General features: G+C 61.2%; 21 protein-coding genes. 2 read left to right on the top strand and 19 right to left on the bottom strand.

Annotated elements, in window-relative coordinates; all coding sequences use genetic code 11:
- Positions 1-133: 133 nt before the first annotated feature.
- From fdhE to BGP85_RS15890, 7 genes are all read right to left on the bottom strand, one after another.
- Positions 134-1,054 (bottom strand): formate dehydrogenase accessory protein FdhE, encoded by a 921-nt coding sequence (fdhE, locus tag BGP85_RS15925; RefSeq protein ID WP_103448775.1) that lies wholly within the window; start codon positions 1,052-1,054, stop codon positions 134-136.
- Between the two features lie 4 nt (positions 1,055-1,058).
- Positions 1,059-1,715 carry a formate dehydrogenase subunit gamma gene (locus BGP85_RS15920; RefSeq protein ID WP_103448774.1) on the bottom strand — a complete coding sequence of 219 codons (657 nt, stop codon included), beginning with the start codon at positions 1,713-1,715 and terminating at the stop codon, positions 1,059-1,061.
- On the bottom strand, positions 1,712-2,662 hold the full coding sequence (gene fdxH / locus BGP85_RS15915) for a formate dehydrogenase subunit beta (RefSeq protein ID WP_103448773.1): 951 nt from the start codon (positions 2,660-2,662) through the stop codon (positions 1,712-1,714). Before fdxH ends, BGP85_RS15920 begins: the two co-directional genes overlap by 4 nt.
- On the bottom strand, positions 2,662-5,730 hold the full coding sequence (fdnG, locus tag BGP85_RS15910) for a formate dehydrogenase-N subunit alpha (protein ID WP_146048987.1): 3,069 nt from the start codon (positions 5,728-5,730) through the stop codon (positions 2,662-2,664). The genes fdxH and fdnG overlap by 1 nt, the downstream gene beginning before the upstream one ends.
- Positions 5,731-5,874: 144 nt before the next feature.
- A complete protein-coding gene (locus BGP85_RS15900) occupies positions 5,875-6,636 on the bottom strand; it encodes an SDR family NAD(P)-dependent oxidoreductase (RefSeq protein ID WP_103448770.1) in 762 nt (253 codons plus the stop codon).
- A 22-nt stretch (positions 6,637-6,658) separates the two neighbouring features.
- Positions 6,659-7,444, bottom strand: coding sequence for a sulfite exporter TauE/SafE family protein (locus BGP85_RS15895; protein WP_099814604.1), 786 nt, complete (start codon positions 7,442-7,444; stop codon positions 6,659-6,661).
- 32 nt (positions 7,445-7,476) lie between these two features.
- Positions 7,477-8,502: a TauD/TfdA family dioxygenase gene (locus tag BGP85_RS15890; RefSeq protein WP_103448769.1), complete on the bottom strand. Its 1,026-nt coding sequence runs from the start codon at positions 8,500-8,502 to the stop codon at positions 7,477-7,479.
- Positions 8,503-8,927: 425 nt separating this feature from the next.
- Here BGP85_RS15890 and BGP85_RS15885 point away from each other — a divergent pair, with 425 nt between their 5' ends.
- Positions 8,928-10,328 carry an aminotransferase-like domain-containing protein gene (locus tag BGP85_RS15885; RefSeq protein WP_103448768.1) on the top strand — a complete coding sequence of 467 codons (1,401 nt, stop codon included), beginning with the start codon at positions 8,928-8,930 and terminating at the stop codon, positions 10,326-10,328.
- An 80-nt stretch (positions 10,329-10,408) separates the two neighbouring features.
- Here the strand turns inward: BGP85_RS15885 and BGP85_RS15880 are convergent, their stop codons facing one another.
- Positions 10,409-10,957, bottom strand: coding sequence for a single-stranded DNA-binding protein (locus tag BGP85_RS15880; protein ID WP_103448767.1), 549 nt, complete (start codon positions 10,955-10,957; stop codon positions 10,409-10,411).
- A gap of 9 nt (positions 10,958-10,966) precedes the next feature.
- A complete protein-coding gene (locus BGP85_RS15875) occupies positions 10,967-12,361 on the bottom strand; it encodes an MFS transporter (RefSeq protein WP_103448766.1) in 1,395 nt (464 codons plus the stop codon).
- Positions 12,362-12,490: 129 nt separating this feature from the next.
- On the opposite strand from BGP85_RS15875, the gene uvrA reads away from it, so the two are divergent.
- A complete protein-coding gene (gene uvrA, locus BGP85_RS15870) occupies positions 12,491-15,325 on the top strand; it encodes an excinuclease ABC subunit UvrA (RefSeq protein WP_181004530.1) in 2,835 nt (944 codons plus the stop codon).
- Between the two features lie 72 nt (positions 15,326-15,397).
- On the opposite strand, the gene bfr is transcribed toward uvrA, so the two are convergent.
- From bfr to rplO, 10 genes are all read right to left on the bottom strand, one after another.
- Positions 15,398-15,862, bottom strand: coding sequence for a bacterioferritin (gene bfr, locus BGP85_RS15865; protein WP_003257116.1), 465 nt, complete (start codon positions 15,860-15,862; stop codon positions 15,398-15,400).
- 164 nt (positions 15,863-16,026) lie between these two features.
- Positions 16,027-17,466, bottom strand: a complete 1,440-nt coding sequence (locus BGP85_RS15860; protein ID WP_103448764.1) for a catalase — start codon at positions 17,464-17,466, stop codon at positions 16,027-16,029.
- A 172-nt stretch (positions 17,467-17,638) separates the two neighbouring features.
- Positions 17,639-18,025, bottom strand: a complete 387-nt coding sequence (gene rplQ / locus BGP85_RS15855; RefSeq protein ID WP_003255451.1) for a 50S ribosomal protein L17 — start codon at positions 18,023-18,025, stop codon at positions 17,639-17,641.
- Positions 18,026-18,067: 42 nt separating this feature from the next.
- The gene (locus BGP85_RS15850) at positions 18,068-19,069 is read right to left on the bottom strand and encodes a DNA-directed RNA polymerase subunit alpha (protein WP_003255452.1); all 1,002 of its coding nucleotides are present in this window, start codon (positions 19,067-19,069) and stop codon (positions 18,068-18,070) included.
- 22 nt (positions 19,070-19,091) lie between these two features.
- Positions 19,092-19,712, bottom strand: coding sequence for a 30S ribosomal protein S4 (gene rpsD / locus BGP85_RS15845; protein ID WP_027917844.1), 621 nt, complete (start codon positions 19,710-19,712; stop codon positions 19,092-19,094).
- 15 nt (positions 19,713-19,727) lie between these two features.
- Entirely contained in the window at positions 19,728-20,117 is a 390-nt protein-coding gene (gene rpsK, locus BGP85_RS15840; RefSeq protein ID WP_003255454.1) for a 30S ribosomal protein S11, read from the bottom strand.
- Between the two features lie 18 nt (positions 20,118-20,135).
- Positions 20,136-20,492, bottom strand: a complete 357-nt coding sequence (gene rpsM, locus BGP85_RS15835) for a 30S ribosomal protein S13 (RefSeq protein ID WP_003255457.1) — start codon at positions 20,490-20,492, stop codon at positions 20,136-20,138.
- A gap of 131 nt (positions 20,493-20,623) precedes the next feature.
- A complete protein-coding gene (gene rpmJ / locus BGP85_RS15830) occupies positions 20,624-20,740 on the bottom strand; it encodes a 50S ribosomal protein L36 (RefSeq protein WP_002555468.1) in 117 nt (38 codons plus the stop codon).
- Between the two features lie 28 nt (positions 20,741-20,768).
- Positions 20,769-22,100: a preprotein translocase subunit SecY gene (gene secY / locus BGP85_RS15825; protein ID WP_103448763.1), complete on the bottom strand. Its 1,332-nt coding sequence runs from the start codon at positions 22,098-22,100 to the stop codon at positions 20,769-20,771.
- Positions 22,101-22,535 carry a 50S ribosomal protein L15 gene (gene rplO, locus BGP85_RS15820; protein ID WP_023382625.1) on the bottom strand — a complete coding sequence of 145 codons (435 nt, stop codon included), beginning with the start codon at positions 22,533-22,535 and terminating at the stop codon, positions 22,101-22,103.
- Position 22,536 lies beyond the last annotated feature (1 nt).

Below are 22,536 nucleotides of genomic sequence, written 5' to 3'. Positions count from 1 at the left end.
TGGACTGATCCGTTGTCATTGATGGCCCTTTCGCTGGACAAGCCCGCTCCTGCAGGGAGAACGCATGTCCCTGTAGGAGCGGGCTTGTCCAGCGAAACAGGCGACTCGGTATTACAGTGTAGACACTCCCTCACTACCCAGGCGCAAGCATCAGGTTAGGTGCCAGGCGATGGAAGCCCTCCTCGTCCAGGCGAATGTCCAGCGCCAGGCTGGCCAAGTCGTCGGCCAACGGCTCGGCCGCCGCATCGTTTTCCAGGTAATTCTGCTTCAGGTAGCTCTCGCATTCCGGGCAGCATTCGGCCCGCAGCGGCGCCTTCCCCGGCACATGGCGGTCGTCTTCAAGGCTGGTGTAGCGCAAATCCTTGCTCGACTCGCAATACACGCATTTGACCCGCACCACATGCCACTCACAGGCGCACAGCGAACAGGCCAGATAACGCAGGCCGTTGTGCTTGCCACGGTTGCGCACCACCCCGGCCATTGCCGGCGAACCACAGGCCGGGCACTGCGCCAGGCTACCGGCAGCCTTCAATTCAGGGGCAGGCAGCGCCAGCAACCAGCTCGACCAGGCGGCCTGCAAGGCAGCGCCAATGAACGGTACCAACGCCGCCGGCACCGCGTCGTATTGCCCGGACAGCAAGGCGATACCCCAGCCCTTGCGCTGAGTCTCGTCACTGTCACGCAGGGTTTGCAGCGCCTCACCCAGCGCGCCACTGGCCTCGCTATCGAAGTGCGAAAGCAAGGCCTGCAACCAGACCAGCCACGGCCCCTCACGCACCAGGCTGTCAGCTGCCAGCGGCGGCAGGCCATGACTTATGCACAGGCGCTGACGCTCCTCGGCCACCGGCAACCCGCCGGGAGGGTTATCCACAAGCTGCTGCTGGACGCGGCACAACTGAGCGATCAATTGCAGGTAATCACCCAGGGCGTTGCCCTCGGCCAGGTATTCCAGGCGCACTGCGCGCAGTGCAAACAGATTGGCAGGCGGCAGATGCAGAAACGGCGGCATCACCGCCGACGCTTCGATCTGCCCGGGTTCGAGTATCGTGCTCAAGCGCTCATCCTTCTTTTCGTCCGTGATTGCCCGGCGTCTTGTCGCCGGTCACTTCGCGGTACCACAACTCATGGTGCTTGCGTGCCCAGGCGCGGCTGACCCAGCCATGCAGCATGGCGCCGATCGAGCCCTTGATCCAGATACCGGCGTAGATGTGCACGATGATGCTGAGGATCAGCACGAACGCTGCCACGGCATGGGCCAGCGCCGACAGGCGAATGGCCTCGATACCGAACAGGTGGCTGAAATACGCGCGCCAGATCACCACGCCGCTGAGCAACAGCACCAGCATGCACGCCAGCAGGGTCCAGAACAGCAGCTTCTGCCCTGCGTTGTACTTGCCGATCGGCGGCACGCCCTCCTCCTTGTTCAGCATCACCCGGTCCACGCGGCGCAGCCACAGGCGGTCGTTGGCGGTGATGAAGTTGGCACGCCAGAAGCGGAACACCAAGCCAAGGAAGAAAACGAACATCGCCACGCCCAGAAACGGATGCAGGATGCGCGTCCATGGCCCGCCGCCGAACAGGTGGCTCAGCCAGAATAGCGCCGGGTGGAACAGTGCCAGCCCGGAAAGCCCCGCCGTCATGAACAGGATCGCGACGATCCAGTGGTTGGTCCGCTCGTTGGCGTTGTAGCGCAGGATGGGTTTGTTGTCGTTCATGGCCGCGGCTCCCCTTGCCCACCGGGCTTGGTCGGATCATAGACATGGACCGACGGGTCCACCTCATGCACGCTGTCGTCCGGCGGCGTGGGGTGTTCGTCCTCTTCCACCCGCTGTGGGCCAACCCGCACGTAGTGGAAGAACCCGGCCAACACCGCCGCGCCCATGGCCAGCAGCGCCAGCGGCTTGGTGAAGCCCTTCCACAAGCCCACCAGCGGGCTGATCACCGGCTGGTCCGGCAGGCCGGCATACAGCTTTGGCGTGTCGGCATGGTGCAACACATACATCACGTGGGTGCCGCCGACACCGTCCGGGTCGTACAGCCCGGCCTGGTCGAACCCGCGCGACTTGAGGTCGACGATGCGCTCGGCGGCATGCACCTTCATCTCCTCCTTGCTGCCGAACACGATCGCACCGGTCGGGCAGGTCTTCACGCAGGCCGGTTCCAGGCCCACGCTCACGCGGTCGGAACACAGGGTGCACTTGTACGCCTTGTGGTCCTTCTGCGAAATGCGCGGGATGTTGAACGGGCAGCCGGTGATGCAGTAGCCGCAGCCGATGCAATGGTCCTGGTTGAAGTCGACGATGCCGTTGGCGTGCTTGATGATCGCGCCCGGGCTCGGGCAGGCCTTCAGGCAGCCGGGGTCGGCGCAGTGCATGCAGCCGTCCTTGCGGATCAGCCACTCCAGGTTGCCGTCCTCGCGCTCGTGCTCGGTGAAGCGCATCAGGGTCCAGGTCTCGGCAGTGAGGTCCTGGGGATTGTCGTAGGTGCCGTGGTTGTGGCCGACCTCGTCACGCAGTTCGTTCCACTCCGAGCACGCCACCTGGCAGGCCTTGCAGCCGATACACTTGGTAGTGTCGATCAGCTTGGCGACCTCTTCCAGCTGGCGTACCGAGGGCGGAACGGTGGTGGTGGCCGAGCGGGCGATGATGTCTTGGCTGGCCATCAGAGTTTCTCCACTTTGACGAGGAACGACTTGGACTCTGGCGTCTGGGTGTTGCCGTCACCGAGGAACGGCACCAGGGTGTTGGTCAGGTAGCCATGCCGGGTGGTCCCGGTGAACCCCCAGTGCAGCGGGATGCCGATCTGGTGCACGGTCTGGTTGTTGACCTGCAGCGGGCGAATCCGCTTGGTCACTACCGCCACCGCATCGATGTGCCCCCGCTTGCTCGACACCCGCACCCGGTCACCGGCTTTGATGCCTTTCTCATTGGCCAGTACCTCGCCGATCTCGACGAACTGCTCGGGCTGGGCGATGGCATTGAGGCGGCAATGCTTGCTCCAGAAGTGGAAGTGCTCGGTCAGCCGGTAGGTGGTCGCCGCGTATGGGAACTCGTCGTGCTTGCCGAGGGTGTCCCACACTGAATCGAAGATCCGCCCGGCCGGGTTGCTGGTGGCCTTCTTGTTCTGCGGGTGCAGCGGGTTGATGCCAATCGGTGTCTCGAATGGCTCGTAGTGCTCGGGGAACGGGCCTTCGGCCATCTTGTCGATGGCGAAGAAACGCGCCACACCTTCGGGGTTCATGATGAACGGGTTCATCCCCGCCTCCGGTGGCGAGTCAACCTTGAAGTCGGGCACGTCGGTGCCGGTCCAAGCCTTGCCGTTCCACCAGACCAAGCGCTTCTTCTCCGGGTCCCACGGCTTGCCTTGCGGGTCGCTGGAGGCGCGGTTGTAGAGGATGCGGCGGTTGGCTGGCCAGGCCCAGGCCCAGTTCTGCACCTGGTGCATGCCGTACGGGTCGCTGTTGTCGCGCCGGGCCATCTGGTTGCCCTGTTCGGTCCAGCAGCCGGCGAAGATCCAGCAGCCGGACGCGGTGCTGCCGTCGTCCTTGAGCTGACCGAAGCCCGCCAGTTGCTGGCCGGCCTTTATGACCGCGCCGGTCGGGTCGGTGACATCGGTCACTGCCCAGCCGTTCATCTCCTTGGCCAGCTCCTCGGGCGAAGGTTCTTCAGGAATCTTGTACGGCCAGTGAATGTTCATCATGGCGTCCGGATAGGCACCGCCTTCGGCCTGGTAACGCTGGCGCAGACGAATGAACAGCTCGCTCATGATTTGCACGTCGGTGCGGGTCTCGCCCGGGCCGTCGGCGCCCTTCCAGTGCCACTGCAGCCAGCGGCTGCTGTTGACCAGCGAACCATCCTCCTCGGCGAAACAGGTGGTGGGCAGGCGGATCACCTCAGTCTGGATACTGGCCGTGTCGACGTCGTTGAATGGCCCGGCGTTGCGCCAGAATTCCGAGGTTTCGGTCGCCAGCGGGTCCATGATCACCAGCCACTTGAGCTTGCCCAAGGCTGCGGTGACACGATTCTTGTCCGGCAGCGCAGCAATCGGGTTGAAACCCTGACACATGTAGCCGTTGACCTTGCCCTGGCTCATCATCTCGAACATGCGCAGCACGTCGTATGCCGGTACATCCAGCTTGGGCAGCCAGTCGTAGCCCCAATTGTTTTCCGCTGTTGCGTTGGGGCCGTACCAGGCCTTCATCAGGCTGACGTGGAACTTGCCGTAGTTCTGCCAGTACGACAGCTGCCCCGGGCGCAACGGCTTGGACGCACGCTTGTCGATGTAGGTGGCGTAGTCCTGCTCGGCGTCGCCCGCCAGGGTCAGGTAACCCGGCAGCGAGTTGGACAGCAGGCCGAGGTCGGTCAGGCCCTGGATGTTGGAGTGCCCGCGCAGGGCGTTGACTCCGCCACCCGGCATGCCGACGTTGCCCAGCAGCAGCTGGACCATGGCCGCACTGCGGATGATCTGCGCGCCGATGGAATGCTGCGTCCAGCCGAGTGCGTAGAGGATCGTCATGGTCTTGCCCGGTACCGAGCAGCTGGCGATCTCTTCCCAGATCTTCATCATGGCGTCCTGCGGCATGCCGCAGGTCATGCTGGCCAGTTCCGGGGTATAGCGGCTGTAGTGCTGTTTCATCAGCTGGTACACGCAGCGCGGATGCTGCAGGGTCGGATCGACCTTGGCGAAGCCGTCCTCGCCCAGCTCGTAGCCCCAGCCGGATTTATCCGCATACACGCGCTTGGCCTCGTCGTAGCCGCTGAACAGCCCGTCTTCGAAGCCATAGTTCTCTTTGACGATGAACGACACGTCGGTGTAGTTGCGCACGTACTCGTGCTGGATTTTGTCGTTGCTCAGCAGGTAGTTGATCAACCCGCCCATGAAGGCGATGTCGGTACCGGTACGGATCGGCGCGTAATAGTCCGCCACCGAAGCGGTACGGGTAAACCGCGGGTCGACCACGATCAGCCGCGCCTGGTTGTGCGCCTTGGCTTCGGTCACCCATTTGAAGCCGCACGGATGCGCTTCTGCTGCGTTGCCACCCATCACCAGGACCAGATTCGCGTTGGCGATATCGGACCAGTGGTTGGTCATGGCGCCACGGCCGTACGTCGGGGCAAGACTTGCCACCGTCGGGCCATGTCAGACACGTGCCTGGTTATCGAACCCCAGCATGCCTGTTGCGCGGACGACCTTGTGGGTCAGGTAGCCGGCCTCGCTGGAGGCGGCGGAGGCAGCGAGGAAACCGGTGGTGAGCCAGCGGTTTACCGTTTGCCCCTGGGCGTTCTTCTCGATGAAGTTGGCGTCGCGGTCCTGCTTCATCAGGTCGGCGACGCGGTCGAGCGCCTCGTCCCAGCCGACCCGCACCCACTCCTTGCTGCCCGGCTTGCGCACCTCGGGGTACTTGAGGCGGCTCGGGCTGTGGATAAAGTCGAGCAGCCCGGCACCTTTCGGGCACAGGGTGCCGCGGTTGACCGGGTGATCGGCGTCGCCTTCGATGTGGATGATGTTCTGTTTGACGTTCTTGCCCGCATCGCCCTGGCTGTACAGGATCAGGCCGCAGCCGACCGAGCAGTAGGGGCAGGTGTTGCGGGTTTCTTTGGTGTGCGCCAACTTGAAGTGACGCACCTGCTCGGCGAAGGCCGGCGTCGGGGCCATGCCCAACGCCGCCAGGCTCGAACCTCCAAGGCCCACTGCGGCGACCTTGAAGAACTGCCGACGGTTGAGATCCATCGTGCACTCCTGATCAGGTTTGGACGCACGGAACGTGGCCGGCGCCTCTTGGTAGTCACGGTGGCGGCTAATTGATGGCCGCCAGTAGATAAGACTAGTCAAGAAACGAGAAGGTGCGATGACATGGGTCAGGGAGTGCGCCAATCAACAGCGCGGCAGGTTACGCGCCACATTGAGTGCCGCACTGCTCTGGGCCACCGGCATGATCTCGACGGTATTGATGTTCACATGCCCCGGTTGCTCGGCAATCCACGCCACTGTGGCGGCGATGTCCTCCGGCAAGATGGCCTCCACATCGCGGTAGAGGGCTTGCACAGCGTCCAGGTCACCGTTCAGGCGCACCACCGAAAAGTCGGTGCCCGAGCACAACCCCGGTTCGATATTGCTCACCCGCACACGGGTGCCGGCCAGGTCGGCGCGCAGGTTGAGGCTGAACTGGCGGACGAAGGCCTTGCTGGCGCCATACACGTTGCCACCCGGGTACGGGTAAGTGCCGGCGATGGACCCCATGTTGATGATCATGCCGCTGTCGGCCTCCACCATCTGCGGTAGGACTTTGTGGGTCACCATCGCCAGGCCGGTGACGTTGGTGTCGATCATCTGCTGCCAGTTCTCGCTGCTGCTGGCCTGGGCGCGGTCGACACCCAGCGCCAGCCCGGCATTGTTCACCAGCAGGTCAATCTGCAGCGAGGCGTCACGGACTTGGTCGAACGCCGACTCGATCGACAGCGGATCGGTGACATCCAGCGCCAGTGCAATGAAATTGTCGCCTAGCTCGGCCTCCAGCACTTGCAGCTTGTCCATGCGCCGGGCGGCGCCGATCACACGATAACCCTTGCCGATCAGGGTGCGGCAGATGGCCCGGCCAAAGCCCGAAGAAGCGCCGGTCACGAATGCAGTTTTCATCAGTTATCTCCTTTGAAAGGGGTCAGGCCAGGTACTTCACACCCAGGCTGGTAAACAGGCAGAGCATCGAGAACACCAACGCCTTGCGCACCACTTCATTTCCTTTGCGCAGGGCCAGGGCGCTGCCCAGGTGGTTGCCGAGGATGTTGCAGGCCACCAGCGGTAGCGCCAGCAAGTACACGACCTTGCCCGCCATGACGAACGCCACCAGGGCGCCGATGTTGGAGGCGAAGTTGAAGGTTTTGGAGTTGGCGGAGCTGGAGACCAGGTCCATGCGCAGCAGGTAGTGGAATGCGATGATGAACATGCTGCCGGTGCCGGGGCCGAAGAAGCCGTCATAGAAGCCGATGGCCAGGCAGGTCAGCGGAACCACGGTGAACAGCATGCGCGGCGATAGTTCGCGCTCTTCCACCGGGCGGTCCTTGGGAGTGAGGAAGATGAGGATGCCGAACGGGATCAGCGCCAGGATGATCTTGCCCACGGTTTCCTGGGGGATCGACACGATCAGGTGCGCGCCCAGATAAGCCCCAAGCAAAGAAAACGGCACCCCGACCAGCGCCACCTGCCAGACCATCTTGCTGTTGGCCAGGAAGTTACGGATGGCCGCGAGCGTGCCGAGGGTGCTGACCAACTTCTCCTGCCCCAGGGCAACCTGCGGTGGCATGCCCACAAGCAGAAAGCCGGGCACCAGAAACAGCCCACCACCGCCGGCGATGCTGTCGACAAAGCCTGCAACGAATGCGATAGCGCCCAGCATCAGGATCGCCAGTAACCAGTGTTCCGCCCAGAAGGCGCCTAACAGTTCCATATCGGTACGTCCGTCGAGTCAGTAAAAAAGAATCAGGAGAGCACTTCGTAAAGGTGATCGGCCCGAGCGAAATGCACACGGTTCAGGTCGTTGACCGCGAACAGGCGCAGCAGCCAGCGGTCGGCGCCATCGTTCTGCGGCTCGAAGCCATCGCGGGCATGCAGCACACGCTGGTTCTTGAAGACCATGAAGTCGCCCGGCAGCAGCAGGTGGGGTTCGTCGAAGCGACGGGTTTCCAACACACTCCGCAGGCTGGCCAGTGCCTGCTCGGCCCGCAGGTTGAGGCCGTGGGTGTTCTCGCTGTCGAAACGGCACAACCATTCACCGGCCTGGCCGCGCACCAGCACCGGGAGTTCGGCCGTGCGACGGCGGTTGCCGCTAAAGGAATCCGGGCGGCGGATCTCGAACTGAGGCAGGCACAGTTCGCGCACGGTGGTAGCGGGCAGTGCCGCCACAACGGCATCGAGGCTCACCAGTGTGGTGCTGATGCGCGGATCGCAGCGCATGCCGAAGAACGACAGGTATTCCGGGCAGCAGGACGTGTCGCCGAGCGGCTCGGATGACAGCGGCAGGTCCGGGTTGTCCACGTGATAGGAGAAGCGCAGCTTCGAGCCATGGGAGCTCTTGTGGCTGGAAGAATGGCGCGAAGGAATGACATGGCGGAACAGCCGGCCATCGTTCTCACCCTCGTAGACCACCGGGTTGATCCCCATCAGGCTCTGCATGGTCAGGCTGACCAGGCAGGCAACCGGCGTGCTGCGCGGGCTGAGTACGCCCGAATAAGGTGTGGGTGGGATGTCACGGTCACGCGGGCAATTGCGCACGATCATGCTGGTCAGGTACGGGTCCGTGACAAAGCCACGGATCTGTTGGCACAGCGCCTTGCCCAGCACGTCCTGGGCCTGGTCCTTGAGCTGTGGATAAAGCTCCTTGCTCGTCTCGAAGTCGAGCGGTGTGTTGTTCAGCAAGGTTTGCCAGGCGCTGGAGATGACCCAGGGCAGACGGATCTCCAGTGAGGCTTGAAGCTCGGCGCCTTGATGCAGGTGTGCACTTTCCATTTGCAGTGATATTCCATGTTGCTGGCTTGAGGCCAATCGGTGTCGGCGGCAGATGTTTATGTTTTTGAAGCCGGTCACAGCGGGGCGATGCAAGCAGCTGAATCCATCGAGAGGCCAGCGAATTGAATCGACTCAATCATTGTAATTACAAAAATAACGTCGATTCAATCCATTTTCCGAAAGGCCTCGACAGACAATTAAGTCGATTCAATCAACTTATTGATTTCAAAAGGTTTCTGGCGAACGTGGTGAAACCGCGCAGGATGCAGACCCGCTTTATCTCAATCAGGGCCACGCTTGAAGGTCCGTGATCGACTGATCGATGCGATTCAATCAAGGTAATTTACACGTAAGAAAACACAATTACTTCCATCAGACCTTTCGTGCTAGGCTTCCGCGTTCTCGCAGATTCTGGTGCCATTTCTATGTGGGTTCCTCACTACAGCGACCTGGCGCAGCCGGTCTACCTGATGATCGCCGACGCCCTGGAGCAGGACATCGGCAGTGGCCGGCTGGTGGCTGGCGAACGCTTGCCAACCCTCAAGGACCTGGCCGAGTCCCTGGACGTGACGCCCGGCACCATCGGCCGAGCCTATGACGAAGCCGCCAAGCGTGGCCTGGTGGTGGGTGAGGTTGGGCGCGGGACTTTCGTGCTCCCGCAACGCCAGGCGCAGCCCCCTGCCCCACTTGCGCCTGCACGGCCCAGCCCAAGCAGCGCCGAGCGCGAGAGCGGGCAGATCGACCTGTCGATCATCAAGCCCAATGACGCCCACATGACCGATTGGCTGCGCGGCGCCATCAACGAACTGGCCCAGTCGCCCGACCTGGCCCAGGTGCTGGACTATGTCACCGAGGGCGGCCATGCGACCCACAAGCAGGCCGGTGCGGCCTGGATCCAGCGCTGGCTGCCCGAGGCCCGCTGGCAACAGGTGGTGCTGACGTCCGGCGCCCAGCATGGCTTGCTGGTGGCCATCAGCAGCCTGTCGAAGAGCGACGACGTGGTGCTTTGCGAATCGTTTTGCTACCCAGGCATCATCTCCCTGGCCCACAGCATGGGACGTCGCCTGCGTGGCGTGGCCATGGACGAATTCGGGCTGATTCCCGAGGCGCTGCGTGCGGCATGCCTGGAACATCGCCCCTCGCTGCTGGTTTGCGTCACCACGCACCAGAACCCGACCAACTCGATCATGCCCCATGCCCGGCGCGAAGCCATCGCGGAAATCGCTCGCGAGTTCGACCTGTTCATCGTCGATGACGACATCTATGGTTTTCTTGAACCCACCCCGGACTACAAGCCGCTTGCCGCGTATGCCCCTGAGCGGTCGGTGTACCTCACCAGCCTGTCCAAGAGCGTGCTGCCGGCACTGCGTATCGGCTACCTGTATGCCCCGCCGCAAACCCTCTCGCGGCTATCATCGATGGTACGCAGCAGCGTCTGGATGCCATCGCCATTGATGGCGCAACTGGCCAGCAACCTGATCAACAGCGGCATGGCCGATCAGTTGGTGCAGGTGCAGCAGGAGGAAGCGGCTGCGCGTCAGCACATGGCGCAAGAGATTCTGGGCAAGTACAGGATCCGCAGCCAGCCCAACAGCTTCCATATCTGGCTGGAATTGCCCGAGCCCTGGACCAGTGACGAGTTTGCCAACCTGGCACGCAACAATGGCGTCACAGTGGTCAGCGGCAGCCAGTTCCTGCCCGAGCGCAGCCATGCCACCTGTGGTGTGCGCATTGCCTTGATGTCTCCCAGCCGCCAGGAGCTGGGCTTTGCCTTGACCAAATTGGCGAGCCTGCTGGATTCCCCGGAGCCGCGATTGTTTTATTGAGCGGGGTTGTGGGAAGGGCATAAAAAAACCCAGGGCAACTGCCCTGGGTTTCTGTTTCAGCTAGACGCCTTGCCGCTCGATCAGAACGGAATATCGTCATCGAAGCTGTCGAAGTCAGCAGCCGGCTGCGGCGCAGGCTGCTGTGGCGCCGGGCGCTGTTGCTGCTGCGGGCGCTGGGCCTGCTGGCGTGGCGGAGCCTGGTTGTACTGTTGCTGCTGACCACCACCCTGGTTGTAGTTGCCGCCACCCTGGTTGTACGGGTCACCGCCCTGCTGCTGGCCCTGCGGACGACCGCCAAGCAGCTGCATGGTGCCATTGATGTCGACGATGATCTCGGTGGTGTAGCGCTTGATGCCGTCTTTTTCCCACTCGCGGGTCTGCAGCTTGCCTTCGATGTAGCACTGCGAACCTTTGCGCAGGTATTCGCCAGCGATTTCGGCAACCTTGCCGAACAGCGACACACGGTGCCACTCGGTACGCTCGACCTTCTGGCCCGACTGCTTGTCGGTCCACTGCTCGCTGGTGGCCAGGCTCAGGTTGGTCACGGCGTTACCGTTGGGCAGGTAGCGGACTTCGGGATCCTGGCCACAGGTACCGACCAGAATGACTTTGTTAACCCCACGGGCCATAACGTTCTCCTAGGCTTCGCACGCCGAAGAGGCTGGATTCACCAGTCGCTCGAGGGTCGCACGGTCCAAAATTTTCGTATCCAGTTTGATATAGATGGCGGCTTCATCTGCCACCACCACGGCGTCGGTCACACCCGGCACGGCCATCAGGCGCTCGGTCAAGCCGGCTTCCCGAACTGCCTCTGGCGTCAGCGGCATGCGCAGGCTGGTCACATAGGGCGGCTCGTTCATGCGCAAGGCAACGACCAACCAGATGGCACACAGGATTGCGCAACCAAGGAACACCATGTTCAGCCCGCCGTGCTGGAACAGCCAGCCACCGAGGATTCCTCCCAGGGCGGCGCCGAGGAACTGGCTGGTGGAATACACCCCCATCGCCGTCCCCTTGCCACCAGCAGGCGACACCTTGCTCACCAGCGAAGGCAACGAGGCCTCCAGCAGGTTGAATGCGGTAAAGAATACCACGGTGCCAATCACCAGTCCGCGCAAACCGTCAGCCCACTGCCAGAAGAACACTTCCGTCAGCAGCAGGACACTGACCGCACCGGCCAACACACGTTTCATCTTGCGCTTTTTTTCGCCGTAGATGATGAACGGGATCATTGCAAAAAATGAGATCAGCAGCGCGGTCAGATAGACCCACCAGTGCTGCTCCTTGGGCAGGCCACCGCGCTCGACGAACGCCAGGGGCAGCGCGACGAAACTGGCCATGAGGATGGCGTGGAGAATGAAAATGCCCACGTCCAGGCGCAAAAGGTCCGGGTGACGCAGGGTCGGGCCGAGGGCCTGGCGCGCCACACCCGACTCGCGGTGCTGCAAGGTGCTGTGGGTATTGGGTACGACGAAGGCGATCAACAGGATGCCGACCAGGGCAAGTCCTGCGGTGGCAAGGAACAATCCTGACAAGCCGAAGTGGCTTGTGAGCAATGGGCCAATGACCATGGCCACGGCGAACGACAGGCCGATGCTCATGCCGATCATCGCCATCGCCTTGGTCCGGTGCTGCTCGCGGGTCAGGTCCGAGAGCAAGGCCATGACCGCAGCGGAAATTGCCCCGGCGCCCTGCAGGATTCGCCCGGCGATCACGCCCCAGATGGAATCGGCCTGGGCCGCCAACAGGCTGCCCAGGGCAAAGACCACCAGCCCCAGGTAGATCACCGGCCGGCGGCCGATGCGGTCGGAAATCATCCCGAACGGGATCTGCAATACTGCCTGGGTCAGGCCATAGGCGCCAATGGCCAGGCCGATCAGCGCGGGGGTGGCGCCGGCCAGGTCCATGCCGTAGGTGGCCAGCACCGGCAAGACCATGAACATGCCCAGCATACGAAAGGCAAAGACCAGGGCCAGGCCGCTAGCAGCGCGGGTTTCGCCGCTGCTCATGCGCTCGTTGTGGGTGTCGTGCATGGATAAACCTCGTGTGAACCGGCGGCGATTCTATCAGTCCGACAGCTTGACGGCATCTACGCGACGCTTTGCCGCGTACTGGCAGCGCGCCGTATACTTCCTTGTTTATGCCCGCCGAGCGAGGCCGCAGTGGACAAGATCCTGATTCGTGGGGCGCGTACCCACAACCTGAAGAATATCGACCTGACCCTGCCGCGGGACAAGCTGATCGTGATCACCGGCCTGTCCGGATCCGGCAAGTCGTCCCTGGCGTTCGATACCCTCTACGCCGAAGGCCAGCGCCGCTACGTGGAATCGCTATCGGCCTATGCCCGGCAATTCCTGTCGATGATGGAGAAACCCGACGTCGACACCATCGAAGGCCTGTCGCCGGCCATTTCCATCGAGCAGAAGTCGACCTCGCACAACCCCCGCTCCACGGTCGGCACCATCACCGAGATCTACGACTACCTGCGCCTGCTGTACGCGCGCGTCGGTACGCCACGCTGCCCGGACCATGATATTCCGCTGGAAGCGCAAACGATCAGCCAGATGGTCGACCTGGTGCTGGAGCGCCCGGAAGGCAGCAAGCTGATGCTGCTGGCGCCAGTGGTGCGCGAACGCAAGGGTGAGCACCTGGCGGTGTTCGATGAGCTACGCGCCCAGGGCTTCGTCCGTGCACGGGTCAACGGCAAGCTCTATGAGCTGGACGAACTGCCCAAGCTGGACAAGCAGAAAAAGCACAGCATCGACGTGGTGGTGGACCGTTTCAAAGTGCGCGCCGACCTGCAACAACGCCTGGCCGAGTCGTTCGAGACCGCGTTGAAGCTGGCCGACGGCATCGCCCTGGTGGCGCCAATGGACGACGAGCCTGGCGAAGAGATGATCTTCTCCGCACGCTTCGCCTGCCCGGTGTGCGGCCACGCGATCAGCGAGCTGGAGCCGAAGCTGTTCTCCTTCAACAACCCGGCCGGTGCCTGCCCGACCTGCGACGGCCTGGGCGTCAAGCAGTTCTTCGATACCAAGCGCCTGGTCAACAGCGAGCTGACTCTGGCCGAAGGCGCGATCCGCGGCTGGGACCGGCGTAATGTGTATTACTTCCAGATGCTCGGCTCGCTGGCCGCGCATTACGGCTTCAGCCTGGAGGAGCCGTTCGGCGAACTGTCAGCCGACCACCAGAAGGTGATCCTGCAGGGCAGCGGCAAGCAGAGCGTCGACTTCAAGTACCTGAACGACCGCGGCGATATCGTCAAGCGCTCGCACCCGTTCGAAGGCATCGTGCCGAACCTCGAACGCCGCTACCGTGAGACCGAATCCGCCACCGTGCGTGAAGAGCTGGCCAAGTTCCTCGGCACCCAGCCCTGCCCGGATTGCCGCGGCACCCGCCTGCGCCGCGAAGCCCGCCACGTGTGGGTTGGCGAGAAGACCCTGCCAGCGGTGACCAACCTGCCGATCGGGGAAGCCAGCAGCTACTTCGGCGACCTGACCCTGACCGGCCGCCGCGGCGAGATCGCGGCGAAGATCCTCAAGGAGATCTGCGAGCGCCTGCAGTTCCTGGTCAACGTCGGCCTCGACTACTTGACCCTGGACCGCAGTGCCGACACGCTGTCTGGCGGTGAGGCCCAGCGTATCCGCCTGGCCAGCCAGATCGGTGCCGGCCTGGTCGGGGTGATGTACATCCTCGACGAACCGTCCATCGGTCTTCATCAACGCGACAATGACCGCCTGCTGGCCACCCTCAACCACCTGCGCGACCTGGGCAACACGGTGATCGTGGTGGAACACGACGAGGACGCCATCCGCCTCGCCGACTACGTGGTGGACATTGGCCCGGGTGCCGGTGTGCATGGTGGCCAGATCGTTGCCGAGGGCTCGCCGCAAGAGGTGATGGACCACCCTGACTCGCTGACCGGCAAGTACCTGTCCGGGCGCAAGAAGATCGTCGTGCCGGCCCAGCGCACCCCGCGCAACAAGAAGCTGCAGCTCAAGCTCAAGGGCGCGCGGGGCAACAACCTGCAGAACGTCGACCTGGAGATTCCGATTGGCCTGCTGACCTGCGTGACCGGTGTGTCCGGCTCGGGCAAGTCGACGCTGATCAACAACACTCTGTTCCCCCTCGCCGCCACCGCCCTCAACGGCGCGAGCAGCCTGGAAGCCGCACCGCACAGCAGCATGGACGGCCTGCAGCACCTGGACAAGGTGGTGGACATCGACCAGAGCCCGATCGGCCGCACCCCGCGCTCGAACCCGGCGACCTACACCGGTATCTTCACGCCGATTCGCGAGCTGTTCTCCGGCGTGCCGGAATCGCGCTCGCGCGGCTACGGCCCGGGGCGCTTCTCGTTCAACGTCAAGGGCGGGCGTTGCGAGGCCTGCCAGGGCGACGGTCTGATCAAGGTCGAAATGCATTTCCTGCCGGACATCTACGTGCCCTGCGACGTGTGCAAGAGCAAGCGCTACAACCGCGAAACCCTGGAGATCAAGTACAAGGGCAAGAACATCCACGAGGTGCTGGAAATGACCATCGAGGATGCCCGCGAGTTCTTCGATGCGGTGCCGGCGCTGGCGCGCAAGCTGCAGACGCTGATGGACGTGGGGCTTTCGTACATCAAGCTGGGGCAATCGGCGACCACCTTGTCCGGTGGCGAGGCGCAACGGGTGAAGCTGTCCCGTGAGCTGTCCAAGCGCGACACTGGCAAGACTTTGTACATCCTCGACGAACCGACCACCGGCCTGCACTTCGCCGACATTCAGCAGTTGCTGGACGTTCTGCATCGCCTGCGTGACCACGGCAACACCGTGGTGGTGATCGAGCACAACCTGGATGTGATCAAGACCGCCGACTGGCTGGTAGATCTGGGGCCGGAAGGCGGTTCCAAGGGCGGGCAGATCATTGCCTGCGGTACCCCGGAAGAGCTGACCAAGATGAAGCAGTCGTATACCGGGCACTACCTCAAGCCACTGCTGGAGCGTGACCGGGCCTGAGGGTTGCCGGTGACATGAAAAAGCCCCTGGTACCTATGGTGCCAGGGGCTTTTTTGTGAAGCTGTGGATAACTTACATCTGCGACTGCAGGTAGTTTTCCAGGCCGATGGCCTTGATCAGGCCCTGCTGCTTCTCCAGCCAGTAGGTGTGATCTTCTTCGGTGTCAGCCAGCTGCGCGCGCAGGATGTCGCGGCTGATGTAGTCCTTGTGCAATTCGCACAGCTCAATGCCTTTGCACAGCGCGCCACGCACCTTGTACTCGAGCTTGAGGTCGGCCTCGATCATTTCCGGCACGGTGCTGCCCACTTCGAGGTCGTCCGCGCGCATGTCGGGAGTGCCTTCGAGCATGAGGATACGACGCATCAGGGCATCAGCGTGCTGCGTCTCTTCTTCCATCTCGTGGTTGATACGCTCGTAGAGCTTGGACAGGCCCCAGTCTTCGTACATGCGCGAGTGAATGAAATACTGGTCGCGAGCCGCCAGTTCGCCCTTCAGCAACGTGACGAGGTAGTTGATTACGTCCGGGTGACCTTGCATCGCCCTGATTCTCCCTGTGAAAACGGCTTGATGCACATAGTGTGAACCAGCTTTTGCGCGCGGTCACTGAAAAGCGCGCAATTACATGCAAAAAATCGGTTAAACAGTAGTGATTTTCATTGAAAAACCGCCCAAATGAGGGCGGTTCTACTTATCACTTCGACTTAGGCGAGATTCACGCCCAATGCCTTGGCGATGCCTTCGCCATAGGCAGGGTCGGCCTTGAAGAAGTGCTGCAACTGGCGCTGAATCACGTCTTCGCTGACGCCCGCCATGGTGCCGGCGATGTTGCTGATCAGCAGCGCCTTCTGCTCGTCGCTCATCAGGCGGAACAACGCACCGGCGTGGCTGTAGTAGTCGTTGTCCTCGCGGTGGTCGTGACGGTCCGCTGCACCGCTGAGGGCCAGTGCGGGTTCGGCGTGGCGTGGCGACTGCTTCGGCGCATCAGCGTAGCTGTTGGGCTCATAGTTCGGCGTACTGCCATAGCTGCCCATGGTCATCGAACCATCGCGCTGGTAGCTGTTCACCGGGCTGCGTGGGGCGTTCACCGGCAGTTGCTGGTGGTTGGTACCCACACGGTAGCGGTGTGCATCGGCGTAGGCGAATACGCGGCCCTGCAGCATGCGGTCAGGCGACAGGCCGACACCCGGGACCATGTTGCTGGGGCCGAACGTCGCCTGTTCCACTTCGGCAAAGTAGTTCAGCGGGTTGCGGTTGAGCTCCAGTACACCGACCTCGATCAGCGGGTAGTCCTTCTGCGACCAGGTCTTGGTAACGTCGAACGGGTTCTCGTCGCGGTTGGCGGCCTCGGCCTCGCTCATCACCTGGATGCACACGGTCCAACGCGGGAAGTCGCCACGCTCGATGGCTTCGAACAGGTCACGCTGGGCGTAGTCCGGATCAGTACCGGCCAGGCGTGCGGCATCGGCCGGAACCAGGTTCTTGATGCCTTGCTGGGTCTTGAAGTGCCATTTGACCCAGGTGCGCTCGCCTTTGGCATTGATCAGGCTGTAGGTGTGGCTACCGAAGCCGTGCATGTGCCGGTACCCGTCCGGGATACCGCGGTCAGAGAACAGGATGGTGACCTGGTGCAGCGCCTCGGGCGAGTGCGACCAGAAGTCCCACATCATCTGGGCGTTCTTCAGGTTGGTTTGCGGGTGGCGCTTCTGGGTGTGGATAAAATCCGGGAACTTGAGCGGGTCACGGATGAAGAACACCGGCGTGTTGTTGCCAACGATGTCCCAGTTGCCTTCCTCGGTGTAGAACTTCACCGCAAAACCACGTGGGTCACGTTCGGTATCCGCCGAGCCACGCTCGCCGCCGACCGTCGAGAATCGCAGGAAGGTCTCGGTCTGCTTGCCGATCTGTTCGAACAACTTGGCACTGGTGTGCGAGGTGATATCGCGGGTGACGGTGAAGGTACCGTAGGCACCCGAGCCTTTGGCGTGCACACGGCGCTCAGGGATGTTCTCACGGTTGAAGTGGGCGAGCTTCTCGATCAGGTGGAAGTCGTCGAGCAGCAGCGGGCCGCGTGGGCCGGCCGAGCGGGAATTCTGGTTGTCGGCTACAGGTGCACCGCTGGCGGTGGTGAGAATTTTGCTCATGGGCTCTCCTTATCGGTCTTCAGGCGCCGGCTAAACGGCTTGAGAAGGAGTATCGACGAGCGGTTGTTTCAGAACAAATTCATTACATGACTTGTATCAATAGAAATAAACAATATCTGCAGACACAAAAAACCGGGCACTAGGCCCGGTTCTTTGTAGCAGACAGAACGTCTTACTCAGCAGCTTCTACAGCACCGCCGACCGGACGATCAACCAGCTCGACGTACGCCATAGGCGCGTTGTCGCCAGCGCGGAAACCGCACTTCAGGATGCGCAGGTAGCCGCCCTGACGGGTGGCGTAACGCTTGCCCAGGTCGTTGAACAGTTTGCCAACAGCGGACTTCGAACGGGTACGGTCGAAGGCCAGACGACGGTTAGCAACGCTGTCTTCCTTGGCCAGGGTGATCAGCGGCTCGGCAACGCGGCGCAGTTCCTTGGCTTTCGGCAGGGTGGTTTTGATCAGCTCGTGCTCGATCAACGACACTGCCATGTTCTGGAACATAGCCTTGCGGTGAGAGCTGGTACGGCTCAGGTGACGTCCACTTTTACGATGACGCATGATTCATTCCTTACCAAACACTACGTTCGGTGATTACGACGATCAGGCGGTCGCCTTGTCGTCTTTCTTAAGACTTGCAGGCGGCCAGTTGTCGAGGCGCATGCCGAGAGACAGACCACGAGAGGCCAGAACGTCCTTGATTTCAGTCAGGGACTTCTTGCCAAGGTTAGGAGTCTTCAACAGCTCTACTTCGGTACGCTGAATCAGGTCGCCGATGTAGTAGATGTTCTCCGCCTTGAGGCAGTTGGCCGAACGTACAGTCAGTTCCAGGTCGTCAACCGGGCGCAGCAGGATCGGATCGATCTCGTCTTCCTGCTCGACTACGACAGGCTCACTGTCACCTTTGAGGTCGACGAACGCGGCCAGCTGCTGTTGCAGGATGGTCGCAGCGCGGCGGATAGCCTCTTCAGGATCCAGGGTGCCGTTGGTTTCCAGATCAATGACCAGCTTGTCCAGGTTGGTACGCTGTTCAACACGGGCGTTCTCGACCACATAGGCGATACGACGCACCGGGCTGAACGAAGCGTCCAGCTGCAGACGGCCAATGCTACGGCTTTCGTCTTCGTCGGTTTGACGGGAGTCAGCCGGCTCGTAACCACGACCACGAGCTACGGTGAGCTTCATGTTCAGGGCGCCGTTGGACGCCAGGTTCGCGATTACGTGATCGGGGTTGACGATCTCGACATCGTGATCCAGCTGAATATCGGCAGCGGTAACCACCCCCGAACCCTTTTTCGACAAGGTCAGCGTAACTTCGTCACGACCGTGCAGTTTGATAGCCAGGCCTTTCAGGTTCAACAGGATTTCAATTACGTCTTCCTGAACACCTTCGATCGCGGAGTACTCATGGAGTACGCCATCGATCTCGGCCTCGACTACTGCACAGCCAGGCATGGAGGACAACAGGATGCGGCGCAGCGCGTTGCCCAGGGTATGGCCGAAACCACGCTCGAGAGGCTCGAGCGTAATCTTGGCGCGGGTCGGACTGACTACCTGCACATCAATATGGCGGGGAGTCAGGAACTCATTTACCGAAATCTGCATGGATGCACCTATTTTCTAGCCCTTACTTGGAGTAGAGCTCGACAATCAGGTTTTCGTTGATGTCGGCAGACAGATCGCCACGAGCTGGAACGTTCTTGAAAACGCCCGACTTCTTAGCGGAATCTACGTCTACCCACTCAACTCGGCCACGCTGGGCGCACAGTTCAAGGGCTTGAACAATGCGCAGCTGGTTCAGCGACTTCTCGCGAACCGCGACCACGTCACCCGGACGAACTTGGTAGGATGGAATGTTTACAGTCTTACCGTTGACGCTGATCGCTTTGTGCGAAACCAGCTGACGGGATTCGGAACGAGTCGAACCGAAGCCCATACGGTAAACGACGTTATCCAGACGGCACTCGAGCAGCTGCAGCAGGTTCTCACCGGTTGCGCCTTTTTTCGAGGCAGCAGCTTGGTAGTAACCGCGGAACTGACGCTCCAGAACACCGTAGATACGACGGACTTTTTGTTTCTCGCGCAGCTGGGTACCGTAGTCGGACTGACGGCCACGGCGCTGGCCGTGGATACCTGGGGCTGCTTCGATGTTGCACTTCGATTCCAGAGCGCGAACGCCGCTCTTCAGGAACAGGTCGGTGCCTTCACGACGAGACAGTTTGCATTTTGGACCAATGTAACGTGCCATTCTTCTGTCTCCTGATTACACGCGACGCTTCTTCGGCGGACGGCACCCGTTGTGCGGGATTGGCGTCACGTCGGTGATGCTGGCGATCTTGTAGCCGCAGCTGTTCAATGCACGAACGGCGGATTCACGACCTGGACCTGGACCCTTGACGTTGACGTCGAGGTTCTTCAGACCATATTCCAGCGCAGCTTGACCAGCACGCTCAGCAGCAATCTGGGCTGCGAACGGGGTGGATTTGCGCGAACCACGGAAACCCGAACCACCGGAAGTAGCCCAGGACAGTGCGTTGCCCTGACGGTCGGTGATGGTCACGATGGTGTTGTTGAAAGAAGCGTGGATGTGGGCGATGCCATCAACCACTGTCTTTTTGACTTTCTTACGAGGACGAGCAGCAGGTTTTGCCATGTCTATATTCCTGGGCGATTACTTGCGGATCGGCTTACGCGGGCCCTTACGGGTGCGTGCGTTGGTCTTGGTGCGCTGACCGCGAACCGGCAGACCTTTACGATGACGCAGGCCGCGGTAGCAACCCAGGTCCATCAAGCGTTTGATCTTCATGTTGATGTCACGACGCAGGTCACCTTCGGTGGTGAACTTCGCGACTTCGCCACGCAGGGTTTCGATTTGCTCGTCGCTCAGATCCTTGATCTTTGCGGCTGGGTTGACACCAGCGTCTGCACAGATCTTCTGTGCAGTTGTGCGACCGACACCATAGATGTAGGTCAGCGAGATAACAGTATGCTTGTTATCTGGAATGTTGACGCCTGCAATACGGGCCATTCAGTGGGACTCCAATTGACAGCTACCTACGCCCCGGAAGCCAAGAAATAGGGCGCGAGATAATATCGCTGTAGAAACGAATAATCAACCCAGCAGCACACTAGCTGCTGGGTTTGAAGCGCAGATCACACTCAGCCTTGGCGCTGTTTGTGACGCGGTTCCGCGCTGCAGATCACTCGTACGACGCCTTCGCGACGGATGATCTTGCAGTTACGGCACAGCTTTTTCACCGATGCACGAACTTTCATTACCGACTCCTCGAACCTTAGGGGCGTATCAGCGCAGCAGACCGCTGCCGCCGTAGCCTTTCAGGTTGGCTTTCTTCATCAGGGATTCGTACTGGTGCGAAACGAGGTGCGATTGTACTTGGGACATGAAGTCCATCACAACCACTACCACAATCAGCAACGAGGTCCCGCCAAGGTAGAACGGCACATTTGCTGCCACCACCAGGAACTGGGGCAGAAGGCAGACGGCCATCATGTAAAGAGCACCGAACATGGTCAGACGAGTCAGAACGCCATCAATGTAGCGTGCGGACTGCTCACCAGGACGGATACCCGGAATAAAGGCACCGGACTTCTTCAGGTTTTCCGCTACGTCTTTCGGGTTGAACATCAACGCTGTGTAGAAGAAGCAGAAGAAAATGATCCCTGCACTAAACAGCAGAATGTTCAACGGCTGACCAGGAGCGATCGACTGCGAGATGTCCTGCAGCCAGCCCATACCTTCGGACTGACCGAACCAGGCACCCAGCGAAGCCGGGAACAGCAAAATGCTGCTCGCGAAAATGGCCGGGATAACCCCTGCCATGTTCACCTTCAGCGGCAAGTGGCTGGTCTGCGCAGCGAAGACCTTGCGGCCCTGCTGACGCTTGGCGTAGTGAACGGCGATACGACGCTGACCACGCTCAATGAACACCACGAAACCGATGATCGCTACTGCAAGCAAACCGATTGCGACCAGGGCGAAAATGTTGATATCGCCTGTGCGTGCAGACTCGAAAGACTGCCCGATTGCTCTCGGAAGACCGGCAACGATACCTGCGAAGATCAACATCGAGATACCGTTGCCCACACCGCGCTCGGTGATCTGCTCGCCCAGCCACATCATGAACATCGCGCCTGCCACAAAGGTGGAGACAGCAACGACATAGAAGCCGAGACCCGCAGAAAACGCCACGCCCTGGTTGGCCAGGCCAATGGACATGCCAATGGCTTGAACCAGTGCCAGGATAACGGTGCCGTAGCGGGTGTACTGGCTGATCTTGCGACGGCCAGCTTCACCTTCCTTCTTCAACTGCTCCAGTTGCGGGCTGACCGCCGTCATCAGCTGCATGATGATCGATGCCGAGATGTACGGCATGATCCCCAGTGCAAAGATGCTCATGCGCTCAAGCGCGCCACCGGAAAACATGTTGAACAAGCTAAGAATGGTCCCCTCATTCTGCCGAAACAGATCCGCCAGACGGTCCGGATTGATGCCAGGAACCGGGATATGCGCACCTATCCGATAGACGATGATCGCCATGAACAGAAAGCGCAGACGAGCCCAGAGTTCCGACATCCCGCCCTTACCGAGCGAAGAGAGAGCACCTTGCTTAGCCATTTATTCCTCGAACTTGCCGCCAGCTGCTTCGATAGCCGCACGCGCACCCTTGGTGGCTGCGATGCCCTTGATGGTGACTGCGCGAGTGACTTCGCCAGACAGCATGATTTTCACACGCTGTACGTTCTGGCCAATCACGTTGGCGTCCTTCAGGGACTGTACGGAAACCACGTCGCCTTCCACTTTGGCCAGCTCGGACAGACGCACTTCAGCGCGGTCCATGGCTTTCAGGGAAACGAAGCCGAACTTCGGCAGACGACGGTGCAGCGGCTGTTGACCGCCTTCGAAGCCAGGAGCGATCGAACCACCGGAACGGGAGGTCTGACCTTTGTGGCCACGGCCGCCGGTCTTACCCAGACCGCTACCGATACCACGACCTGGACGATGCTTCTCGCGACGGGAACCCGGCGCTGGACTCAGATCATTGAGTTTCATC

It is taken from the genome of Pseudomonas putida (assembly GCF_002906855.1).
GTDB classification, from domain to species: Bacteria; Pseudomonadota; Gammaproteobacteria; order Pseudomonadales; family Pseudomonadaceae; genus Aquipseudomonas; species Aquipseudomonas putida_N.
Note: the sequence above shows the minus strand (reverse complement) of the source record. Positions and strands in the feature narration are given on the sequence as shown.